Source organism: Kitasatospora sp. NPDC056181 (genome assembly GCF_042266225.1).
Classification (GTDB): domain Bacteria; phylum Actinomycetota; class Actinomycetes; order Streptomycetales; family Streptomycetaceae; genus Kitasatospora.
In genome coordinates, this window is record NZ_JBHJUK010000023.1 from 4,329 (window position 1) to 24,549 (window position 20,221).

Consider the following 20,221-nt stretch of genomic DNA (forward strand, 5'->3'; position numbering starts at 1 on the left):
GCCCGTCGGCAGCGGCCCGGAGGACCGGCCGGGGTGACCGGCCGGAGGGAACGACGGGGTCAGCTCGCGCCGGCCGCCGGCCGCGCCGCCGGGTCGGCGGGCAGGGTCCGCGGGTAGCGGCGCCCGTTGAGCATCTTGCCGATCCAGGTCGAGCGGACCAGGTAGTGGTAGCTCAGGAAGAGGATCGGCAGCGCGATGGCCAGGATGAGCGGGTACTTGAGGGCCCAGTTCAGGGGCCAGTCCCGCATCAGGACCTGGAGGGCCATCACCAGGGGCATGTGGATGATGTAGATCCAGTACGACGCGTCCGCGATGTAGCGCCGGACCGGGCTGAAGCCCGAGAAGAAGTGCAGCGCGGCGCCGACGAGGCCGAGCGTCCAGAGCCAGCCCGCCAGACCGTAGCCCAGCGCGCAGAGCATCTTGGTCGAGCCGGTGAGCGCCTCCAGTTCGACGTGGCCGTCGACGGTGACCACCGAGGACTGCGGGTCGAACCCGCCGAGGGCGGCCGTCGCGGCGGTCACGGCGGCCGCGGCGGCGACGTAGCCGATCCAGCGCGTGCGCCAGCCCTGGAGGATGGCGGGGTTCTTCTGCAGGTACCAGCCGAAGGAGAAGGCGACGGCGTAGCCGACCGCGGTCGGCAGCTGGGGCACCAGGTCCGTGTTGGGGGTGGGGAGGCCCTCCCACAGGTGCCACTGGTCGAAGAAGTACAGGCAGAGCGCGACGGGCAGCGCGAGCACGGCCGGCTCGGCCCCCAGGGCGCAGACCCGGCCGAGGAACCGCTCCAGGACGTTGCCCCCGGACGCGGAGGCCGACGGGGACTCCCCGCCCTTGCGGAACAGGCCGAGCACCTTGTGCCCGACGAGGACCGCCACGTACAGCCAGTACAGCACCCAGAGGAACCAGAGGTGGGCCAGCGGGATGGGCACGATCGCCCGCGTCGGGACCAGGCTGTCCACCGGGCCCTTGATGCCGAGCACCACGGCGACCAGGACCACGTTCGCCGGCAGCACCAGCAGGATGCCGAAGAGCAGCGGCAGCAGGATGCGCTTGCTGCGCTCCTTGAAGAAGCCGCGCGCCTTCAGCCGCCGGTACTGCATGCGGCCGAAGAAGCCCGCCAGCAGGAAGAAGACCGGCATCCGGAACAGGTGGATGACGAAGTAGGCCAGGGCGAGCGGGGAGCTCGGGGAGTTGTCGACGATCGGCCAGCCGGTGTAGTGGAAACCGGGGATGAAGGAGAGCGTCCCGTGCAGCACCACGCCGAGCAGCAGCGCGAACCCGCGGAGCGCGTCCAGGCCGTGGTACCGCTCGGAGGGTGCCTTGGCGGGGGCCGCGGCCTGCGCGGGTATCTTCTGGCCAAGGTCGACTGACGGGCTACCAGTCTTTTGTTTCATGATTTCCTCGCCGGGGGAATCGGTCGCGTCGGAGGATCGGTCGCGTCGGACGGTGGACGGGTGGTGCGTGCCGGGTTCGGTCCCGGGGTCACTTCTCCTGCGCGGCCGCGGCGGCGCTCTCGTTCCGGCGCGGGCTGCCGGAGCCGGCGCTCCGCCCGAGGTCCTGGAAGTTCTTCGTCGCGATGTTCAGGCAGAACGAGGGCGAGATGCGGAAGAGCCACCAGAACAGCTTCCAGAATCCGGGGACGACGATGACGCCCTGGTTCTTGGCGACGGCGTCGAGCGCCTTCTTGGCGAACTCCTCCGGGGAGATCGGCTTCTTCTCCTCCCACATCGCCTTGGTCTGCTCGCCGCTCACGCCCTCGACCTGGCGGCCGTACGCGCCGCCCTCGATGAACGGGGTCCGGATGACGCCCGGGCAGAGCACGCTGACCCGCACGCCCAGCTGCGCGGCCTCGGCCCGCAGGTTGTGCGAGAGGCCGACGACGGCGTGCTTGGTGGTGACGTAGGAGGTGGTACCGGGGCTCGGGACCAGGCCCGCCATGGAGGCGGTGTTCACGATGTGGCCGAAGCCCTGGTCGATCATCACGTTGTAGGCGGCCTGGACGCCGTTGACGGTGCCGCCGAGGTTGACGTCGATGACCCGCCGCCAGTCCTCGATGCGGTAGTGCCGGGCGCCCGCGCCCATGCCGTGGCTGATGCCGGCGTTGTTGAACAGGTAGTCCAGGCGGCCGGTCCGCGCGACCGTGTCCTTGACCAGCTGGGCGAACTCGGCGTGGTCGGTGACGTCCAGCCGCGCGGCGACGGCCTTGCCGCCGGTGGCCCGGATCGCGGCCGCCACCTCCTCGGCCTGCTCCAGCTGGAGGTCGGCGAGGACCACCTCGCAGCCGCGGGACGCGAGGTCCTGCGCCAGTGCGCGGCCGATGCCCGACGCGCCGCCCGTGATGATCGCGGTCGCGTCCTTGTAGATTCTGATTGCGCTGCTCTGCGCTGCCATGACCGGTTTTCCCTCCAGGACTCCGATGGTCGGCCCGGGTCCGAGGCCGTCAGCCTCGTACCGAAGCCGTCTGCTCCTGAAAATCGCTCATCGATTTCAGGTTGTTTCCGAAACGGTTGATGGTGCTGGTCTGCACAGAGCCGCTGCCCGGCGGAAGGAGGTACTTCACGAAGGTCGCGAGCGTGGCGCTGGGCCCGAGGTCGATGAAGGTCGCATCGGTCTCGGCGGTCATCGTCCCGATGGTCCGCGAGAACTCCACCGGGTTCCTCATGGCCGCCCAGATCCCGTCCGCCGTCACGGAGTCGACCGGGCCCGCCGTCGTCGAGGAGACGATCGGGATCTGCGGCGGCGCGAAGCCCAGGCCGCCGAGGAGGCTGCGGACCTCGGGCTCGACGGGGTCGATGAGCTCCGTGTGCACGCCCCAGTTGACGGGCAGTCGCTCGCAGAGGACGCCCTCTCCCCTGAGGGCGGCCTGGAGGTCGTCGATCCGCGCGGCGTGCCCGCTGACGACGAAGTTGCCGTCGAAGTTGCGGCCCGTCACCCAGGTGCCGGCGAACAGGGACGCGTGGGTGTGCAGGAGTTCGGGCGGGCCGACGATCGCCAGCATGCCCGCGCGCGGCGTCCGGTCGGCGAGCAGCCGCGCGAAGTCCACCGCGAAGGAAATGCCGAGCTCCAGCGGGAAGACCTCGGCGACCACGGCCGCGGTGATCTCCCCCAGGCTGTAGCCGAGCAGGAAGTCCGGCCGGTAGCCCAGCTCCTGGACGACGCGGGTCAGGCTGTACTCGACGCAGAGCAGCGCGGCGTTGGAGTCCGCGAGCGAGTCGAAGGGATCGCTCTTCTGCCGGGCGGGGTCGAAGACCGTGTCCAGCAGCGACTTGCCGAGGATGGGCGAGGCGATGTCGTCGCAGTGGTCCAGCCAGAGCCGGTAGCGCGGGTGCTGCTCGTACAGCTCGCGCGTCATGTGGAAGTACTGGGAGCCCTGGCCCGAGTACATGAACACTATGGGTTTGGTCATCGCCGGTGCTTCCCAGGGGTGTCGGTCGTGGGCGGGCCCGCGGCGGCGTTCGGGGACGCCGCGGCGGTCAGCATTTCTGCAGGCAGATCGCCGAGCTGATCCCGCCGAACCCCATGCTGAGGCTGACGGCCGTCTCGAACGACCAGGGTTCCGCCTCCTCGCGCACCCAGGCGAACGACGGGTCCACCGGGTCGGCCAGGTTGCGGGTGGGGTGCAGCTTCTGCTCGCGCATCTGCAGCAGCGTGGCCACGACCTCGACGGCGCCGGCGGCGGTCAGCCCGTGGCCGGTGATCGACTTCGTCGCGTTGATCCGCGCACGGGTGAGGCCGACCTCGCGCAGCGCCCGCAGCTCGGTGTCGTCGCCGGTGGGCGACCCGGTGCCGTGCGGGTTGACGTAGTCGACCGCGGAGGCCGGGATGCCCGCCTCCGCCAGCGCCGCCCGGACGACACCGACCTCGCCGTCGAACGACGGGTTGGGGTTGCGGTTGCCGTCCATCGCGGTCGCGCCGCCGCCGAACCGCGCGTACGGCGCGGGGTGCCGGCGGGCTCCCTCCCGCTCGACCACGACCGCGGCGCAGGCCTCGCCGAAGACGAAGCCGTCCCGCCCCCGGTCGAACGGGCGGCAGGCGGCGGCCGGGTCGTCGGCCCAGCGGGTCGAGCCCATGGCGCCCATCGCCCGGAACGCCAGGCACTCCCAGTACGAGAGGTCCATCAGCGCGCCCATCGCGATGCAGACGTCGACCTGGCCGGACTGCACCGCCCGGACCGCCTGGAGCACGGCGAGCAGGCCGCTGGCCGAGGCGCCGCCGAGCGTCTGGGCGAAGCCCCGGATCGGGAACGCCTCGGTGCAGAACCCGCACAGGTCGGTGTCCATGAAGGCCATGCCGTACGTGGGGCGCAGGAACTCGGGGCGGTCCGCGTGCCGGGCGTGGAGCTGCGTCAGCTCCCGCTGCTGGACGTTGGAGCCGCCGATGACCAGGCCGATGCGGCGCGGGTCGGCGTCGTCCAGCCCGGCCTCGCGCCACGCCTCGTCCAGGGTGGCCAGGGCCGCCCGCGAGGACAGCGAGGCCGTCCGCAGGACCCGCGGCGGGATGGCCGCGGGCATGGTCAGCTCGGCGATCTCGGCGCCCAGGAAGGACGCCTCGGCGCCGTCCGGCGCCCCGGCCGGGGCAGGCGGCACCTGCCGGCCGGGACGCTTCAACGTGCCGAAGGCGTGGCGGCCGCCGAAGAGCGCGGCGGTGAAGTCGCCCTTGCCCTGGCCCACCGCGCTGGTGACGCCGAGGCCCGTGACGACGACGCGGGTGTCAGGAGTTCGACTTGCCATGGATGAGCTCCGCCAGTTCGCCGATGTTCTTCGCGTTCGCCAGCTCGGACAGCGGGATGCTGACCTCCAACGACTCCAGCGTCATCATGAGGATCTCGGCCCGGTCGATGGAGTTGGCGCCGAGCTCCTTCAGCGAGTCGGCGGGGTCGAAGGCGTGCTCCTCCAGCTCCGGGAGCACCTCGCGGGTGTGCTCGACGATGAGCTTGAAGACGTCCTGGTTCGACGGCATGGTGTCGCTCTCCTAGTACTGGGAGGTGATGAGGTCGCGGACCTCGGGCTGGTGGAAGGTCTTGTCGTGCATGGCCACCTCGCGCTCGATGTAGCGCGGGAGCTCCGCGCGCAGCTCGGCCACCAGGTGGTCCTTGAGCGTGATCAGCGAGAGCCGCGGCTTCTCGGCCAGCGTCTCGGCCAACTCGACGGCGTAGGGCAGTACTTCGGCGCGCGGGAGGACGGGGAAGGGGATTCCCCGCTCCTTCAGGTCGCGGCCGTAGTACGTCTTCGCGGAGAGCAGCATCTCCTCGCCGAGGCTGAAGCCGAGCTTCTTCGGCAGGATCAGCGTCGCCCCCATGCCCGGCGTGAAACCGTAGCGCATGAAGTTGGTGGTGTAGATGCTCTCCTGACTGAGGATCACGAAGTCGGAGAAGAGCCCCATCGCGAAGCCGCCGCCGATGCCGTGGCCCTGCATCGCGGAGATGACGGGGACGGGGCAGTCCAGCGCCAGGCCGTAGATGTCGGAGTCGGTGAAGCTGATCTGCCGGTCCTGGATCTGGAGCAGGCTCTCCTTCCGGCCGCCGCTGGCGAAGTAGGTGCCGTAGCCCGTGAGGATGACCGCCTTGCAGCGCTCGTCGGCCTTGACCCTCTCGAAGGCCTCGCTCAGACCGATGATGAGCTGGTCGGAGAAGGTGTTCTTGTGCTCCTTGTCCTGCATGGTGATCTGGACCACGGAGGGTCCCAGCTGGGTGTAGTCGACGGCTGCGCCCGGCATGCCCTACTCCCCTTCCCAGGGAAACTTCCCTGTGTTCACGTAGCGCGCGATCTTCTGCAGGTTCTCCCGGTCGGAGAACACCTCACGGTTGGCCTCGACGGCCTTCTCCCGGGAGGGGATCAGGATGTCGTCGAGGTTGCGCAGGTACTTCTTGTAGCGGGCGACACCGGTCTTGGGCAGGTACCGCAGCCGCAGGATGTGCTTGCGCAGCAGGTTGCCGCTGTTCTCCTCGGCGGCGTCCACCAGCTGCCAGTCCACCGCCTGCCGCGCGGTGAACGGCTGGGTGGTCAGCGTGATGTAGTTGGCCCGGGCCGGGCCGACCTTCCTGATCAGGAAGGGCAGGACGCAGGCCGGCATCAGCCCGAAGAGCAGCTCCGAGAGGCTGAACACCGACCTGTCCTCGCACACGACGATGTCGCAGGCGGCCACGAAGCCCAGGCCGCCGGCGTTGACCTTGCCGCGGACGTGCGCGATGGAGACGAACGGGCCGAGGGCCAGCGAGAGCCAGAGGTCGTACAGGGCCTCGGCGTGCGACTTCTCGTGGCCGCCGCTCTCCTGGGAGCCGAGCTCCCGGAAGTCGGCGCCCCAGCAGAACACCTCGGGCAGGCCTTCCAGGACGAGGACCTTGGCGTGCTCCTCGCAGTGGCGCACCACGGCGGTGCACTCCTCGACCAGCCGGCGGTTGATCGCGTTGTCCGCGTCGGGCCGGTGGAGCTGGAGGAAGCAGATCTCGTCCTGGAACCTGACCTTGACGGTCTCGAACTCCGCGGTGTTCAGGACAGCCACTCGTACTCCCGGTGGAACTCGTTGATCCGCTTGAGGAAGAGGAGTTCCTTGCCGAGCGTCTTGCGCGCCTCGGGCACGATGCCGGTGTCGAGGACGGCGTTGCGGGTCCCGAACTTCACCGCGTGGTTGGTGCGCAGCAGCATGTCGTACTCCGGCATGCTCAGTTCGTAGCGCTTGTCGAGGTGCTTCTCGATCTCGAAGCGGCGCACGTGGTCCTGGCTCTCCTGGCGGACGACGCCGCTGAAGAACTCCGAGCAGCAGCCGGAGCCGTAGGAGAAGACGCCGACGCGCTGCGGGCTGGAGAGGTCCGCGTTGTCGATGGTGCTGGCGAGCGAGAGCATCGTGGTCGCGCCCATGACGTTGCCGACGCGCTGGCAGTACGTCAGGCCCGGGTGCATCCGGCGCTGGAAGTCCTCCTCGATCGCCGCCGGGCGCGCCTTGACGAACTTGCGCATCAGGTTGCGGTGCGCGCCCTTGATCATCCCGCCGAAGGGCGTGTGGAAGGCCAGGTAGCCGAAGCTGTTCACGAAGTCGACGTCGCCGACGCGCCGCTGGTACTCCAGGAAGGCGTTCTCGCAGCAGTCGAGGTAGGAGAGCAGCGACAGCTCCGCGTTGCCGGCCTCGCTGTCGGCCAGCGGGCGGCAGGTGTCCATGACCTCGTGGCCGTAGTAGCCGCTGGCGCCGACGTCGATCTGGAAGACGTTCGGGGTGTCGCTGATGAGCATCGCCACGGCGCCGGCGCCGCCGCTCGGCTCGGCGAAGGACCAGTCCTCGGAGAGCGCGTCGCCGCCCTCCGCCACCATGAACCGCGTGATGTCGGTCGCGATGACCAGGGCCTTCGCGCCCGGGGAGGTCTGCGCGAGGATGAAGTTGGCCGCCATCTGCAGGGCCGCCACGCCGGAGTAGCAGGCGTTCTTGATCTCGAAGAGGCGACAGTTGCGGTTGAGCCCGAGCAGGCTGTGGAAGTACGTGCTCATGGACTTGCCGAAGTCGAACGCCGACTCGGTCGCGGTGATGACGAGCTCGATGCGGTCCCGCTCCTCGGGGGACATCGCATCGATGATGGGCTTGGCCGCGTTGACCCCGAAGGTCACCGGGTCCTCGTACGGCAGCGCGACGGTCTTCTCCTTCATGAGGAGGTTGTCGAACCTCGCGGTGTCGAGCCCGCGGTGGATCGCCAGCTTCTCCACGTTGACCTGGCAGGTGCCGGCGAAGACGTTCATCGCTTCGATTCCGACGGTCGTCATCTTTTCTCTCCCTGGGACTTACTGGTCGGCTCGGGCCGGTTCGCTGCGCTAGTTGATGGGCTCGATCTCGGTCAGGTCGAAGTAGCCCCGGTAGCCGTTCATGTAGACGGCCGGACGGTGACCGAAGAGGACGGTCGCCTCGGTGGCGGTCTGCAGGTTCCCGTAGTCGCCGGTGGTGGACTTGACGAGGGTCCCGACCGGGTACGCGTCGTTCCACCGGCGGACCAGTTCCGCCGCCGACTGGCGGGGCTTCGCGGCGACCGCCGGGCGCGGCCTGGCGGCGGCGGGCGCCGAGTGCCGGACGGGGTTCGGGATCTCGCGGCGGATCTTCTTCACCAGCTTGGTGAGGACGTCGCCGTGGCCGATCTCCTCGAACTCCATTCCCTCGTAGCCGAGGAGGTGTTCCACGGTGTCGGTCCACCGCACCGAGCTGACGATCTGCTTCGCCAGGTTCTCCTTGACGAGGTCGTTCTCGTAGGGCCTTCCGGTGACGTTCGAGACGACCGGAATCCGCAGTTCGGAGAAGGGGATCCCGGCGAGGAAATCCTCGAACTCGGCGCGGGCCGGCTCCATGTAGCGGGAGTGGAAGGCGCCGCTGGTGTTCAGTGCGACGAAGAGGTGGTTGCCCGTCTGGAAGTGCGGCTGCGCGGCCTTGATGTCCTCGACCAGGCCCGAAATCACGATCTGGGACGGCGTGTTGTAGTTCGCCAGGTCGACGGAGGTGAGGCCGTTCTGCTCCAGGACGGTTCTGATCTCCTTCTCCGAGGCGTTCAGCACGGCCGCCATGCCGCCGCCGGAGGCCTGGGCCATCAGCTCGCCGCGCTTCTTCACCAGCCGCAGGCCGGTCTCGAAGTCGAAGCACTCGGCGGCCAGCAGCGCGTTGAACTCGCCGAGGCTGTGGCCGGCGACGAAGTCCGGCACCTGGCCGCTCTCGCGGAGCTTGCGGTAGTAGGACAGGGCGTTGACCACGTACAACGCGGGCTGGGTGTACTCGGTCTGGTTGAGCAGGCCCTGGGGGTCCTCCAGGCAGAGGGTCTTGACCGAGTAGCCCAGGATCGAGTCGGCGGCCCGGGTGAGGTCCTCGAACTCGTCGAAGAGCGAGCCGCCCATTCCCTTCCGCTGCGATCCCTGACCGGGGAAGACGTACGTCCGCATGGAGAACCCTTTCTCGTCTTTCGGTGTGTTGGCGATGGCCGCCCGACCGCCCGGCTGCTCTGCCGCACGGTTGCCCGGCCCCTCGTGCCGCACGACCTCTCGGCTGCTCTGCCGCTCGTGTCGCCCGACCGTTCGCATCTCTCGGCTGCGCGTACTGCCCGTCCGGTGCGCGTACTGCCCGTCCGCGCACGCCACGACGGACCGGATGAGGCCCGGGGGGCGACCGCCCGCCCCCTTACCGGCCCGCCCCGGAAATACCCGCGGCTCTCCGCACTCCTCGCCCGCCGGCACCTCGTCGCGCCCTGCCGGGTCGTGTGGGACCGACCCGCAGTTGACGTGACATCAGCCTTTTGCGCCCCCCCTTGGTTACCGACGGTGACGGTTAATCAGATCATAGTGCCTGGCTGCACTGGGTGACCAGTGTGACAATTCCCATCGACCGTCAGGGCGGCACCGCCGCCCGCACCACGCCGGTTTCAAGCCAGGGCGTGCAGCCGCTCCGTCAGAATCCCGGCGGCCTCCCGCATGAGCCCGGCCGCGATCCGGTCCACGTGCCGGTTGCGCCAGTTCTCCTGCGGGGTCCCCTTCACCCACTGGTTGTACGAGCCGAGCGCCGGACCGGTGTGGACCTGCACGTTCGCCGGATCGCGCTCGGGATCCGTGAACGAGAGCCGGCTGGTGTACCCGTAGTACCAGCGGAAGATCAGCGCCATCCTGCGTTTCGGGCTGCGCTCGGCACGCCCGATCTCGGCCACCCGGCCCGTCCGTTCCAGGTGCTCCCTGGTCTCCCGCCAGACCTCCTCCACGCTCCGCTTGAAGTAGGTCTCCTGGATCTGCCGCCGGGTGCCCTCCGGAATCTCGTCCCAGGAGTCGTAGGACTTGTAGAGCGCGAACAGTTTGTTGGCCCGGGCGGGAAAGAGCACGCCCTTCCGCAACACCTGGACCAGCGCGCCGATCTCGAACATGTCACCGGCCGGGCAGTAGTCGGTGTCCTGGACGTCGATTTCCTGCAACCGGTCCTTCACCGCGTCGGTGATTCCGGCCTCCACCGTGCACTGGTTGACCGAACCCGTCATCACGAAGTCCGCACCCATGGTGAAGGCCGCGGCGACGGCCTGCGGGGTGCCGATCCCGCCCGCCGACCCCAGCCGGATCGCCTCGGTGTACCCGAACTCCCGGGTCAGATCGCGGCGCAGGCCCTGCATCGACGGCAGCAGCACGGTGGGCACGCCGCGGTCGGTGTGACCCCCCGAGTCCGCCTCGATGCAGAGGTCCTGGGCCACCGGGACCCCCCTCGCCAGCTCGGCCTGCTCGGGGGTGACCCGGCCCTGCGCCAACAGCTGCGCGACGAGGGCCTGCGGCGCGGGCCGCATGAACTCCCGCGCCACCTCGGGGCGGGAGACCTTCGCCACGATCCGGTGACCCCGCACGACAGCGCCGTCGGGGCCCCGGCGCAGCCCGCTCAGGTGGAACAGCACCAGGGCCGGCGTGACCTTGACGAAGGCCGAGGCCTCGACGATGCGCACGCCCTCGGCGAGCAGCCGCTCGACGGCGGCCGTCTCGCGTGCCGGGTCCTGGAGGTCGCAGAGCAGGTTCACGCCGAACGGCTGGTGCGGCGCCAGGTTCCGCCGGATGTGGGCGATGTCGCCCCGCACCCGGTCCGGGCTGAGCCCCGCCGCCCCGAGGAAGCCCAGGAAGCCGCCGCGCCCCATGGCGACCACCAGCTCCTTCGAGGCGATGCCCCGGTACATCGACCCCGACAGGTACGCGTAGTCGACGCCGAAGTCCCTGCGGAAGGACTCGCTGCCGAGCCTCCGTGCCACCCTGTCCAATGCAGCCCCCTGCTCGACGGGCCGGGGCCGGCCGCCCCCTTCCGGGAGGCGGCCGCCGGCCCACTGTTCCTGGTGTCCCTACGGGCGCGCCGCCCCGGTCACTTCTTGCTGCGCGGGCTCCGCCGGCGACGGCCCACCCAGGTCTTGGCCGCCGCGATCCGCTTCTCCTCCCGGCTGCCGGAGTAGAACAGCTCGCAGAAGGAGCGGATGGCGGAGAGCGACTTCGGGTCGCTGAGGATCACGAAGTGGTTCGAGGAGTCCACGTCGGTCCGGTGGAAGTTGGGCAGCTGCTGCTGCCACTCCTCCCAGTAGTTCACCTGGTCCAGCGCCGTGCCGTCCTCCTGGGTGGAGAAGACGGGTTCGAGCTCCCCGTAGAAGAGGCCGCTCTTGTTGCGGAAGTAGAAGCAGGTGACGGACTCCGGCCGGGCGAGCGGACGGACGTCGTACTCCAGGACCCCGTAGGCCTCCTGGACCCGGACGTTCTGCTCCACGAGGGCGCGCAGCGCCTCCGCGGAGCCGCCCAGGCCGCGCTGCTGCGCGACGGCGATCAGCCGGTCGAGCAGCTCGTCGTCGCCCTGGCTCCAGTCGACCTCGGCGGCCGCGATGAACGCGTCCGCGAAGTTCTCCGGAGCCGGCCTGACGGCCGCGAACAGCAGGGCGTTGACCTGCTGGAGCACCATGTCCTTACGTGACATGGTCATTTCCTTCACCTTATCACCGTACATCGCGTCGACCATCACGATGGTCTCCACCGTCTCGCCCTGCTCCTGCAGTTGACGGGTCACCTCGTACGCCAGCAGGCCGCCGAGCGAGTAGCCGCCGAGGTCGTACGGGCCCTCGGGCTGGACGGTGCGGATGATGTGCGCGTAGTGCGCGGCCATGGCCGCGATGCCGTTCAGCGGGTCCGCGTCGGACATCCAGCCGCGTGCCTGGATGCCGTGGAAGGGCCGCCCGAAGGCGTCGGCGACCGCGCCGTAGACCTCCAGCCCGCCGAGCCCGCCGTGGAACCAGAAGACCGGCCGGCCCTCGGTGACGGCGTTGAGGCGGATCACCTCGGGGAAGCGCGCCTGGGGCTGCGCGGCCCCGCCGGCCGCGGCGGCGGACGGGACGGCGGAGCCGAAGCGGCGCACCAGGTCCCGGGTCGACCGGCAGTCGGCCAGGGCCTGGAGGTCGGCCGCGGGGTCGACCTCCGTCTGGATGCCCTTCACCAGCTGCATCGCCAGGATCGAGCTGAACCCGAGGTCCTGGAGCGGCGCGTCGAGGTCCAATGCGTCCGTCGGCACGCCCAGCAGGTCGGCGACCAGGACGGTGAGCCGCTCCGCGGCGCCGGTCTGCGCCGGGGCGGCCTGACCGTTCCCGGCCGCGGCCGGAACCACCGGCGCGGGCGCGGGCGCGGGAACGGAAACGGGCGCGGACGGCTCGCCCTGGGGCACCCAGTACCGCTTGCGGTCGAACGGGTAGGTCGGCAGCGTCCGCAGCATCCGCGGCGCCCGGCCCTCGCGCGGGAGGGCCTCCCACGGCACGTTCCCGCCCCGGGCCCAGAACAGGGCCACGTTCTCGGGCCGGTTCTCCGCGAGCAGCTCGCGGACCACCGCGTCCCCGACCCGTCCGCTCAGCAGGGCGCCGAGCTCCGAATCCTCACGCCGCGCGTCGCCCGTGAAGAGCGGCACCGGGGCCTGGCCTGCGGTGCCGGCGAGGTAGTGGCCGAGGCCCGCGACGAGCTCGCGGGTGCTCCCCGCCACCAGCGCCAACCGCGCGTCCATGGCCTCGCGCCCGCTCTGCAGCGTGTGGGCGAGGTCGGCGAGGGAGAGCCCGTCCTGCGCGTTCACGAACTCCAGCAGCCGCTCGGCGACGGCCTTCAGCCGGCCCTCGTTGCGCGCGGAGAGGACGACGACCTGCGGCGCCCCGTCGTCCTCGTGCCCGTGCCCGTCGGCGACGGGCTGCTCGGGGACGTACTCCTCGACGACCAGGTGGGCGTTGGACCCGCCGGCCCCGAAGGCGCTGATGGTCGCGCGCCTCGGGTACTCGCGCTCCTGCCCGTCGACGTCCACCACCGGCCGGTGCCAGGGCTGCGCCTCCCGCGGGAGGTAGAACGCCGTCCCGGCCGGCTGGACGCCGGGGTTGAGCCCGCCCTGCCCGACGAACGGGACGAGCCGGCGGTGCTTGAGCTGGAGGGCGACCTTGCTCAGCTGGGCGATGCCGGAGGCCGCCTCGGCGTTGCCGAAGGTGGACTTGACCGTGCCCAGGGCGCAGAAGCCCTCGTCCTGCGTGTGCCGCCCGAACACCTTGCGCAGCGCCGCGAACTCGATGGCGTCGCCCAGCTGGGAGCCGTTCGCGGACGCCTCCACGTAGCCGACCGTGCGCGGGTGGACGCCGGCCCGCTCCAGGTTCTCCTCGATCAGCTCCGCCTGCCGGTCGGGGCTGGGCACCATCGGACCGTTGGTCCGGCCCTTGTGGTTGGTGGCGCTGGACCTGATGACGGCGAGGATCTCGTCCCCGTCGCCGACGGCCCGTGACAGCGGCTTCAGCAGGACGGCGCCCACGCCCTCGGCGGGCAGGAAGCCGTCGCCGTCCAGGAAGGCCCGGCTGCCGGGATCGCTGCCGGTGAGGCCGGTCAGGCTCAGCCCGAGGAACTTCTTCGGGTGGAGCGTCAGGTTGACGCCGCCCGCGATCATCATGTCGCAGCCGCCGCGGCGGAGTTCCTCGCAGGCCAGGTGGATGGCGACGAGCGAGGAGGAGCACGTCGTGTCGACCGCGAGGCTGGGCCCCTGGAGGTCGAAGAAGTGCGACACCCGGTTGGCGATGGCGCTGTAGGACATCACCGAGGTGATGGACTCGTGGACGATGTCGGACGACAGCAGCTGGTACTGCTGGTACATCGCGCCGACGTAGACCCCGACCCGGCTGCCGTACGCGGTGCGCAGGCGCTCGCGGGTGTAGCCGGTGCCCTCCAGGAGGTTCCAGACGCACTCCAGGAAGAGGCGCGTCTGCGGGTCGGTGATCGCCGCCTCGCGCGGCGAGACGTTGAAGAACAGCGGGTCGAAGTCGGCGACGCCGTCGATGAACCCGCCCCACCTGGTGGGGGTCCGGCCGGGCTTGTTCGGCTCCGGGTCGTAGTAGAGCTCGTGGTCCCAGCGGTCCTCGGGGACCTCGGTGACGAGGTCGCGCCCGGCGACCATGGCCTCCCAGAGCTCGTCGAGGTCGTTCGCCCCGGGGTAGCGGCCGGAGAGGCCGACCACCGCGATGGCGTCCTCCTGCGGCGCGGACCGCCGCTGCGGCGCCTCGCCGGCCGGCTCCCGCCGTACGGGTGCCGCGGTGGCGACCGTGGCGGCGGGGGCGGACGGGACCGTGGCGGCGGAGGCGGGCGGCGCGGCGGGGACGGCGGGCGGCGCGGCGGGCGCGGCCGGCTCCGGCCGCTCGTCGCGGATGCCCAGCACCGACTCCAGCGCGCCCGCGTGGGCGCCGAGGAAGTAGCCGCTCAGGTCGTCGATGGTCTGGTGCTCGAAGAAGAGCGTCTTCGACAGCGAGCCGAAGTCGGCCTCCAGCCGGTTGGTGACGGCGAGCGCCAGCACCGAGTCGATGCCGAACCGCTCGAACGGCGCCCCGGGGTCGATCCGGTGCGCGGGCACCTGGATCACCTCGGCGAGCGTGTTCCTGAGGTACGTGACCAGCTCGGCGCGGACGGCCTTCCGTCCGGCGCCCGCGGAACCCGCGGCGGGCCCGGCCGGCGCGGGCACGGCGGCCGCGGGCCGGGGCTCCGGCTGCGGGGCCCCGTGCAGCACGGTCCGCCGGATCCTCTCCGCGTCCCCGGCGATCACCAGGACCTGGGTCCGCGGCGCGCCGAGCGCGGCGTACAGCGCGGCGAGCCCGGTGGCGGTCGGCATCGGAACCATGCCCAGCCGCTCGCGCATCACCGTCTCGGTGGCGGCGTCGACGCGCATCCCGCCCTCGGCCCAGAGCGGCCAGTCGACGCAGACGGAGGCGCCGGAGCGCAGCCCGCGGGCCACCAGCTCCTGCCGGTGGTGCGTGTAGGCGTCCTGGAAGGCGTTGGCGGCGGCGTAGTCGGCCTGCCCGGTGTTGCCGAACACCCCGGCCGCGCCGGCGCAGACGACCAGGAAGTCCAGCGGGAGGTCCTTGCTGGCCTCGTCCAGGTTGACCAGGCCCGCCACCTTCGGCGCGAGCACCTCCCGGCACTCCTCGGCGGTCTTGCGCCGCAGGAGGCCGTCACGCAGGACGCCGGCGCTGTGGACGATGCCGTGCAGGGCGCCGTGCTCCTGGACGATCCCCTCGACCAGCGCCCGCACCTCGGCCGCCCGGGCGACGTCCACCCGCTCGTAGCGGACGTCCGCCCCCTGCGCGCGCCAGCCGTCCAGGACGGCCTGCTGCGCGGGGCGCAGCGCCGAGCGTCCGGCCAGCACGACGGTGATGCCGTGCACCGTGGCCATGTCCTGGGCGAACAGGGTCGCGACCCCGCCGAGGCCGCCGGTGACGAGGTAGACCCCGCCGGTCCGCCAGGGCACCCGGGTCTCGGGCCGGTTGTCGTCCTCGGCCCAGGTCAGCGCCTCGGTGCGGCCGCCGCGGAAGCGCAGGCAGGCCTCGCCGGGGTGGCGGCGTCCGGCGGCGACCCGGCCGGCGAGCTGCGCGGCGGGCTCGTCCGGGTCGACCAGGACGGCCTGGGCCAGCAGCCGCGGGTCCTCGGCCTGGGCCGACTTCAGGAGGCCGAGCAGGCCCTGAACGGTCGCCGGCTCCTCCCGGTCGGGGACGACGAGCTGCACCAGCAGCCGCTCCTGGGCCGGGTCGTCCAGCAGGCGCCGGACGTGGGCGAGGGTCTGCTCGGTGTACTCGGTGAACCGCTCGGCGATCCCCGCGGCGGCGGAGGTCAGGGGCAGCACCCGCACCGCCGGGTCCTGGCCGGCCAGCGCGTCGGCGAGGGCGGGCAGGTCGGGCAGCAGGACGGCGTGCCGGTGCGGCTCGACCGCCGCGGCGCCCGGTGCGGGCTCCCGCCAGGCGGGGACGAAGGCGACCGACTCCACCCCGGCGGCCCGGGTCACGGGCGTCTCGGCGACGGCGCCGACCTCGCCGTCCAGGACGCGGTAGGACATGCCCCTGATCCGGGCGCGCACCCCGCCCTGCTCGTCGCAGAGGTCGATGTCGAGCTTGAAGACCTTGCCGCCCCGCTCGACGCCCGCGCTGTAGCGGATCCAGGCCCACATCGCCTCGGTGCAGGAGCCGAGGACCTCCAGCTCGTCCAGGGCGAACGGCAGCGAGGGCTTCATGCCGGACACGTCGAGGGTGTCCGCGTCGCCGCCCGCCAGCCCCATGCCGAGCGAGGCCTGGAGCGTGGAGTCGAGGAGGCTGGGGTGCAGGACGTAGTCGTCCCGGGTGGCGCGCACCGAGGCGGGCAGCTTCAGCTGCACCAGGACCTGGTCGCGGCCGATGTGCAGCCGTTCGATGCCGCGGTGCCCGTCCCCGTAGCCGAAGCCGATGGCCTCGTACGCCGGGTAGAGGCGGTCGGCGCCGATCTCGGTGCGGCCGCAGGAGGCCCGCAGGCCGGGCAGGTCGAGCACGGCCGGGGCGAGGTCCTTGAGGACCACCTGCCCCTGGCTGTGCACCACCGCGGCGCCGGGGGTGTCGCCGGCCGTGCCGGCGATCTCGTAGTCGGCCTCGTCGTGGCCCCTGGGCACCAGCGAGGTGGTGAGGGTGACGGGCTCCGCGCCGGCGGTCACCGGGCGCGCCCAGACGACGTTGCGCAGGGCGAGGCCGCGGCCGTCCCGGGCCGGTCCGCCGAGGGTGAGGGCGGCGGCGGCCCGGGCCATCTCCAGGCAGGCGACGCCGGGCAGGACCTTGTGGCCCTTGACCACGTGGTCGCGGAGGAAGAACTCCTCGCCGGTGAACTCGGACCGGTAGCGCCGGGAGCGGAAGTCCGAGACGTCGGTGTGGAGCAGCGGGTGCGCGGCGGCGTGCGGGCCGGCCGCGGCCGGGAGCGCCGCGGTCTGCGGCGGCGCCTGCGGCACCCAGTACCGCTCGCGGGCGAACGGGTAGGTCGGCAGCGGGACGCGGGTGTACTGCCCGTCGGCGAACAGCGCGGCGTAGTCCAGGCCGTAGCCCTGGACGTAGAGGTCCGCGACGGTGGCGAGCAGTTCGGCGAGGGAGTCGGGGTCGGTGCCCGCCGCCGCCTGCCGGATGCACTCGTTGCCGAAGTTGCGCAGCGCGGCGCGCTCCTGGCTCCCCTGCGCGGGCACCTCGCCGGCGCAGACGCGCGGGCTCTGGCCCTTGGCCGTCCACAGCCGCAGGTTCTGGACCAGCTCGGCCTGGTCGCGCACGACCAGGGCCAGCCGGTGCGGCAGGTGCCTGCGGCCGACGAGCAGGGTGAAGCCGATGTCGCCCGGGTCGAGTCCGGGCTGCTGCTCGCAGTGCGCGAGGAGCCGTTCGGCCTGCTCCTCCAGCTGCTCGGCGGTGCCCGCGGACAGGGTGACGAGGTGCGCGGAGGGCCCGCCGGTGCGGTGGGCCCGGTACGGGGCCTCCTCGATCACCAGGTGGGCGTTGGTCCCGCTGACGCCGAAGGAGCTGACGGCGCCGCGGCGGGTGCCGTCTCCCCCGGCCTCCCAGGGGCGGTCCTCGGTGTTCACGTAGAACGGGCTGTCGGTGAAGTCGATGTGCGCGTTGCCCCGCTCGAAGTTGATCGAGGGCGGGATGCGCCGGTGGCGCAGCGAGAGCAGCACCTTGATGACGCCGGCGACGCCGGCGGCGGTGATGGTGTGGCCGAGGTTGGACTTGATCGAGCCCAGCGCGCAGTAGTCCCGCTGCTGGGTGTAGTGGCGGAAGGCCCGCTTGAGCGCCTGGTACTCGATCGGGTCGCCGAGCTTGGTGCCGGTGCCGTGGGCCTCCATCAGCTGGATGTGCTCGGGGTTGATCCCGAACGCGTCGTAGACCGAACGCTCCAGCCGCTCCTGGGACTTGGCGCTCGGTGCGGTGATCCCGTTCGACGCGCCGTCCTGGTTGATGCCGGAGCCGCTGATGACGCCGTGGATGTGGTCCCCGTCGGCGAGCGCGTCGCTGAGCCGCTTGAGGACGACGACGCCCGCGCCCTCGCCGGGGACGAAGCCGTCGGCGCGGTCGTCGAAGGTGTGGCAGCGGCCGCTCGCGGAGAGCATGCCGGCCTGTCCGGCGATCACCCAGAACTTGGGCGTGGTCTGGATGGCGACACCGCCGGCGATGGCCATCTCGGTCTCGCCGCCCCACAGGCCCTGGCAGGCGAGGTGGATGGCCACCAGCGAGCTGGAGCACGCGGTGTCGACGGAGATCGCCGGGCCCTGGAGGTCCAGGTAGTAGGAGATCCGGGCCGGCATCGCCGAGAGCGCGTTGCCCCACATGGACTGCGGCGGCGCCTCGCCGCCGAACAGCTGTGCGTAGCCGCTCTCCTGGCAGCCGACGTAGACGCCGACCTTGCGGCCCTGGGTGCCGGCGCCCGCGTAGCCGGCGTCCTCCAGCGCCTTCCAGGACTCCTCCAGGAACACCCGCTGTTGGGGGTCCATGTAGGTCGCCTCGACGCCGGAGATGTTGAAGAACGTCGGGTCGAAGCGGTCGATGTCGTCGATGAAGCTGCCGTGTTCGCAGCGCGGCGCGCCCTCGGGGCGGTAGCCCGACATGTCCCAGCGCGAGATCTTCTCGATCAGGTCGTGGCCCTGCGCCAGGTGCTCCCAGAGCTGCTCGACGCCGGGCGAGCCGCCGAACCGGCCGCTCATGCCGACGATGGCGATCGGCTCCTTGTGCAGCGTGCCCGCGGGCTCGTGCGGTGCCCGCGCGGGAACCCGGGCCTGCTGGGCCTGCGGCGCGACGGCCGGCTGCGGGGCGGCGGGGTGGGCCGCCGGGAGCGGGGCGGGCTCGGCGGCCGGGGCGCGCAGCGCGGCCGGCAGCGAGGCGGTGGCCTCCGCGCGGTGGGCGCCGGCGATGTAGCGGGCCAGCCGGTTCACCGAGCCGTGGTCGAAGAGGTCGGTGGTGGCCAGGTCGATGCCGATCTTCCGGTTGATCTCCTGGATGAGCTGCACGCCGATGATCGAGTCGATGCCGTAGTCCATGAAGGCGTCGTCCGCGGAGATCTGCGTCCGGTCGACCTTCAGGGAGAGCTTCAGCTGCTCGAAGATGACGTCCTTGACGTGCTGTTCCAGCACCTCGTCCGTGACCGCCGGTGTGCGCGGCCCGGTCCGCGCGGGGCGGTGCGCCGGGGCCACGGGGCGGGCCGGGGCGTCCTGCGCGCCGGCGGCCCGCGCGGGCTCGGCGCCCCCGTCGGCGACGGCGCCCGCGAGCTCCTGGCGGATCAGCCCGTCGCTGTCGGCCGCGATCACCTGGTGGCCCAGGTCGTGCAGCCGCTGCGCGGGGAACGACACCGCGCCGAAGCCCTCCTCGTCGAGCACCTCCTCCCAGGACTCGGGGGTCAGGCCCGGGCAGCCCGGGATGCGCAGCTCGGTGTCCTCGTACAGCCACCAGCCTTCGAGCAGGCCGAAGGTCAGGTGGGTGAAGAGCGAGTGCGAGGAGAGCTCGTTGGCGAGCAGGACGCCGTTCTCCTTCAGCGCGCCCTTGGCGTTGCGCAGCGTCCGGCGGATGTCCTTGGTGGCGTGCAGCACGTTGGTGGCGAGCACGATGTCGTAGGAGCCTGGCTCGACGTCCTGGCCGGCCAGCGGCGCCTCGACGTTGAAGATCCGGTAGTCGAGGTACGGGTACCTGGGCCCGTACTCCTTCTCCGCGTACATCAGGAAGGACTTGGAGAGGTCGGTGTAGCAGTACGTCTCGACGTGGGCGGCGAAGGGTTCGAGCCGCTCGAAGACCTTCACGCTCCCGCCGCCGGTGCCCGCGCCGATCTCCAGCAGGCGGATCCGCGCCGACGGGTCGCAGCGCACGATCTCCCGCACGATGCCGGCCACCGCGTCGGCCATGATGCCGTTGAAGGTGTCGGTGACGGGGTTGTTCTTGTAGATCCCCTCGACCAGCTCCATCGAGGAGTTGGGGAACATGACGTCGGTGGCGAGCACCTCGCCGGTCAGGACCCGCGGCAGGGCGCGCAGCATGGCGTCGAGGAGCACGACCTGCGCGCGCAGGTCGGCGTTGCGCGACCACTGCGCGCTGCGCTCCTCCCACTCCGCCCAGACGTCGCGGCTGCTGACCGCGTGCACCGGGCGGGCCTGCGCGGCGTCGCCGTGCAGGTAGCCGCGGTCGAGGAGCTGGCGGACGGACTCGTCCAGCCAGCGCCGCAGCTCCTCGCCGAGCGGCAGGCGGGGGGCGGCGTCCGAGAACAGGCCCACGCTCTGCAGTTGGCTGAGCAGCAGCCGGCTCAGCAGGTCGTCGTCGACCAGGGTGTCCGCGGTGCCGTCGGCGGCCTCGACGGCCGGGGCCGCCGTGCCGTCCGCGATCTCCCGGCAGAGGCGGGCCAGGGGAACCCGTGTACCGCTGCGGGCGGTGGTGATGGCTTCGCGCCGGATGATGTGCTGCATG

At 71.6% G+C, this 20,221-nt stretch carries 11 protein-coding genes; all 11 read right to left on the reverse strand.

Annotation, left to right across the window (positions count from 1 at the left end; all coding sequences use genetic code 11):
- Positions 1-59: 59 nt before the first annotated feature.
- On the reverse strand, positions 60-1,391 hold the full coding sequence (locus ACFC1F_RS12105) for an acyltransferase family protein (protein ID WP_376157502.1): 1,332 nt from the start codon (positions 1,389-1,391) through the stop codon (positions 60-62).
- Positions 1,392-1,479: 88 nt separating this feature from the next.
- Positions 1,480-2,388: an SDR family NAD(P)-dependent oxidoreductase gene (locus ACFC1F_RS12110; protein ID WP_376157504.1), complete on the reverse strand. Its 909-nt coding sequence runs from the start codon at positions 2,386-2,388 to the stop codon at positions 1,480-1,482.
- Between the two features lie 49 nt (positions 2,389-2,437).
- The gene (locus tag ACFC1F_RS12115) at positions 2,438-3,403 is read right to left on the reverse strand and encodes an acyltransferase domain-containing protein (protein ID WP_376157505.1); all 966 of its coding nucleotides are present in this window, start codon (positions 3,401-3,403) and stop codon (positions 2,438-2,440) included.
- A gap of 67 nt (positions 3,404-3,470) precedes the next feature.
- Entirely contained in the window at positions 3,471-4,727 is a 1,257-nt protein-coding gene (locus tag ACFC1F_RS12120) for a beta-ketoacyl synthase N-terminal-like domain-containing protein (RefSeq protein WP_376157507.1), read from the reverse strand.
- The gene (locus ACFC1F_RS12125; protein WP_148641266.1) at positions 4,708-4,956 is read right to left on the reverse strand and encodes an acyl carrier protein; all 249 of its coding nucleotides are present in this window, start codon (positions 4,954-4,956) and stop codon (positions 4,708-4,710) included. The genes ACFC1F_RS12120 and ACFC1F_RS12125 overlap by 20 nt, the downstream gene beginning before the upstream one ends.
- A gap of 12 nt (positions 4,957-4,968) precedes the next feature.
- Entirely contained in the window at positions 4,969-5,712 is a 744-nt protein-coding gene (locus tag ACFC1F_RS12130; RefSeq protein ID WP_209416539.1) for a polyketide synthase, read from the reverse strand.
- 3 nt (positions 5,713-5,715) lie between these two features.
- Positions 5,716-6,498 (reverse strand): enoyl-CoA hydratase/isomerase, encoded by a 783-nt coding sequence (locus tag ACFC1F_RS12135; RefSeq protein WP_209416540.1) that lies wholly within the window; start codon positions 6,496-6,498, stop codon positions 5,716-5,718.
- On the reverse strand, positions 6,486-7,745 hold the full coding sequence (locus tag ACFC1F_RS12140) for a hydroxymethylglutaryl-CoA synthase family protein (protein ID WP_148641269.1): 1,260 nt from the start codon (positions 7,743-7,745) through the stop codon (positions 6,486-6,488). The genes ACFC1F_RS12135 and ACFC1F_RS12140 overlap by 13 nt, the downstream gene beginning before the upstream one ends.
- A gap of 48 nt (positions 7,746-7,793) precedes the next feature.
- The gene (gene fabD / locus ACFC1F_RS12145) at positions 7,794-8,900 is read right to left on the reverse strand and encodes an ACP S-malonyltransferase (RefSeq protein WP_376157510.1); all 1,107 of its coding nucleotides are present in this window, start codon (positions 8,898-8,900) and stop codon (positions 7,794-7,796) included.
- Positions 8,901-9,376: 476 nt separating this feature from the next.
- The gene (locus ACFC1F_RS12150; protein ID WP_376157511.1) at positions 9,377-10,723 is read right to left on the reverse strand and encodes a PfaD family polyunsaturated fatty acid/polyketide biosynthesis protein; all 1,347 of its coding nucleotides are present in this window, start codon (positions 10,721-10,723) and stop codon (positions 9,377-9,379) included.
- Between the two features lie 107 nt (positions 10,724-10,830).
- On the reverse strand, positions 10,831-20,220 hold the full coding sequence (locus ACFC1F_RS12155) for an SDR family NAD(P)-dependent oxidoreductase (RefSeq protein WP_376157513.1): 9,390 nt from the start codon (positions 20,218-20,220) through the stop codon (positions 10,831-10,833).
- Position 20,221 lies beyond the last annotated feature (1 nt).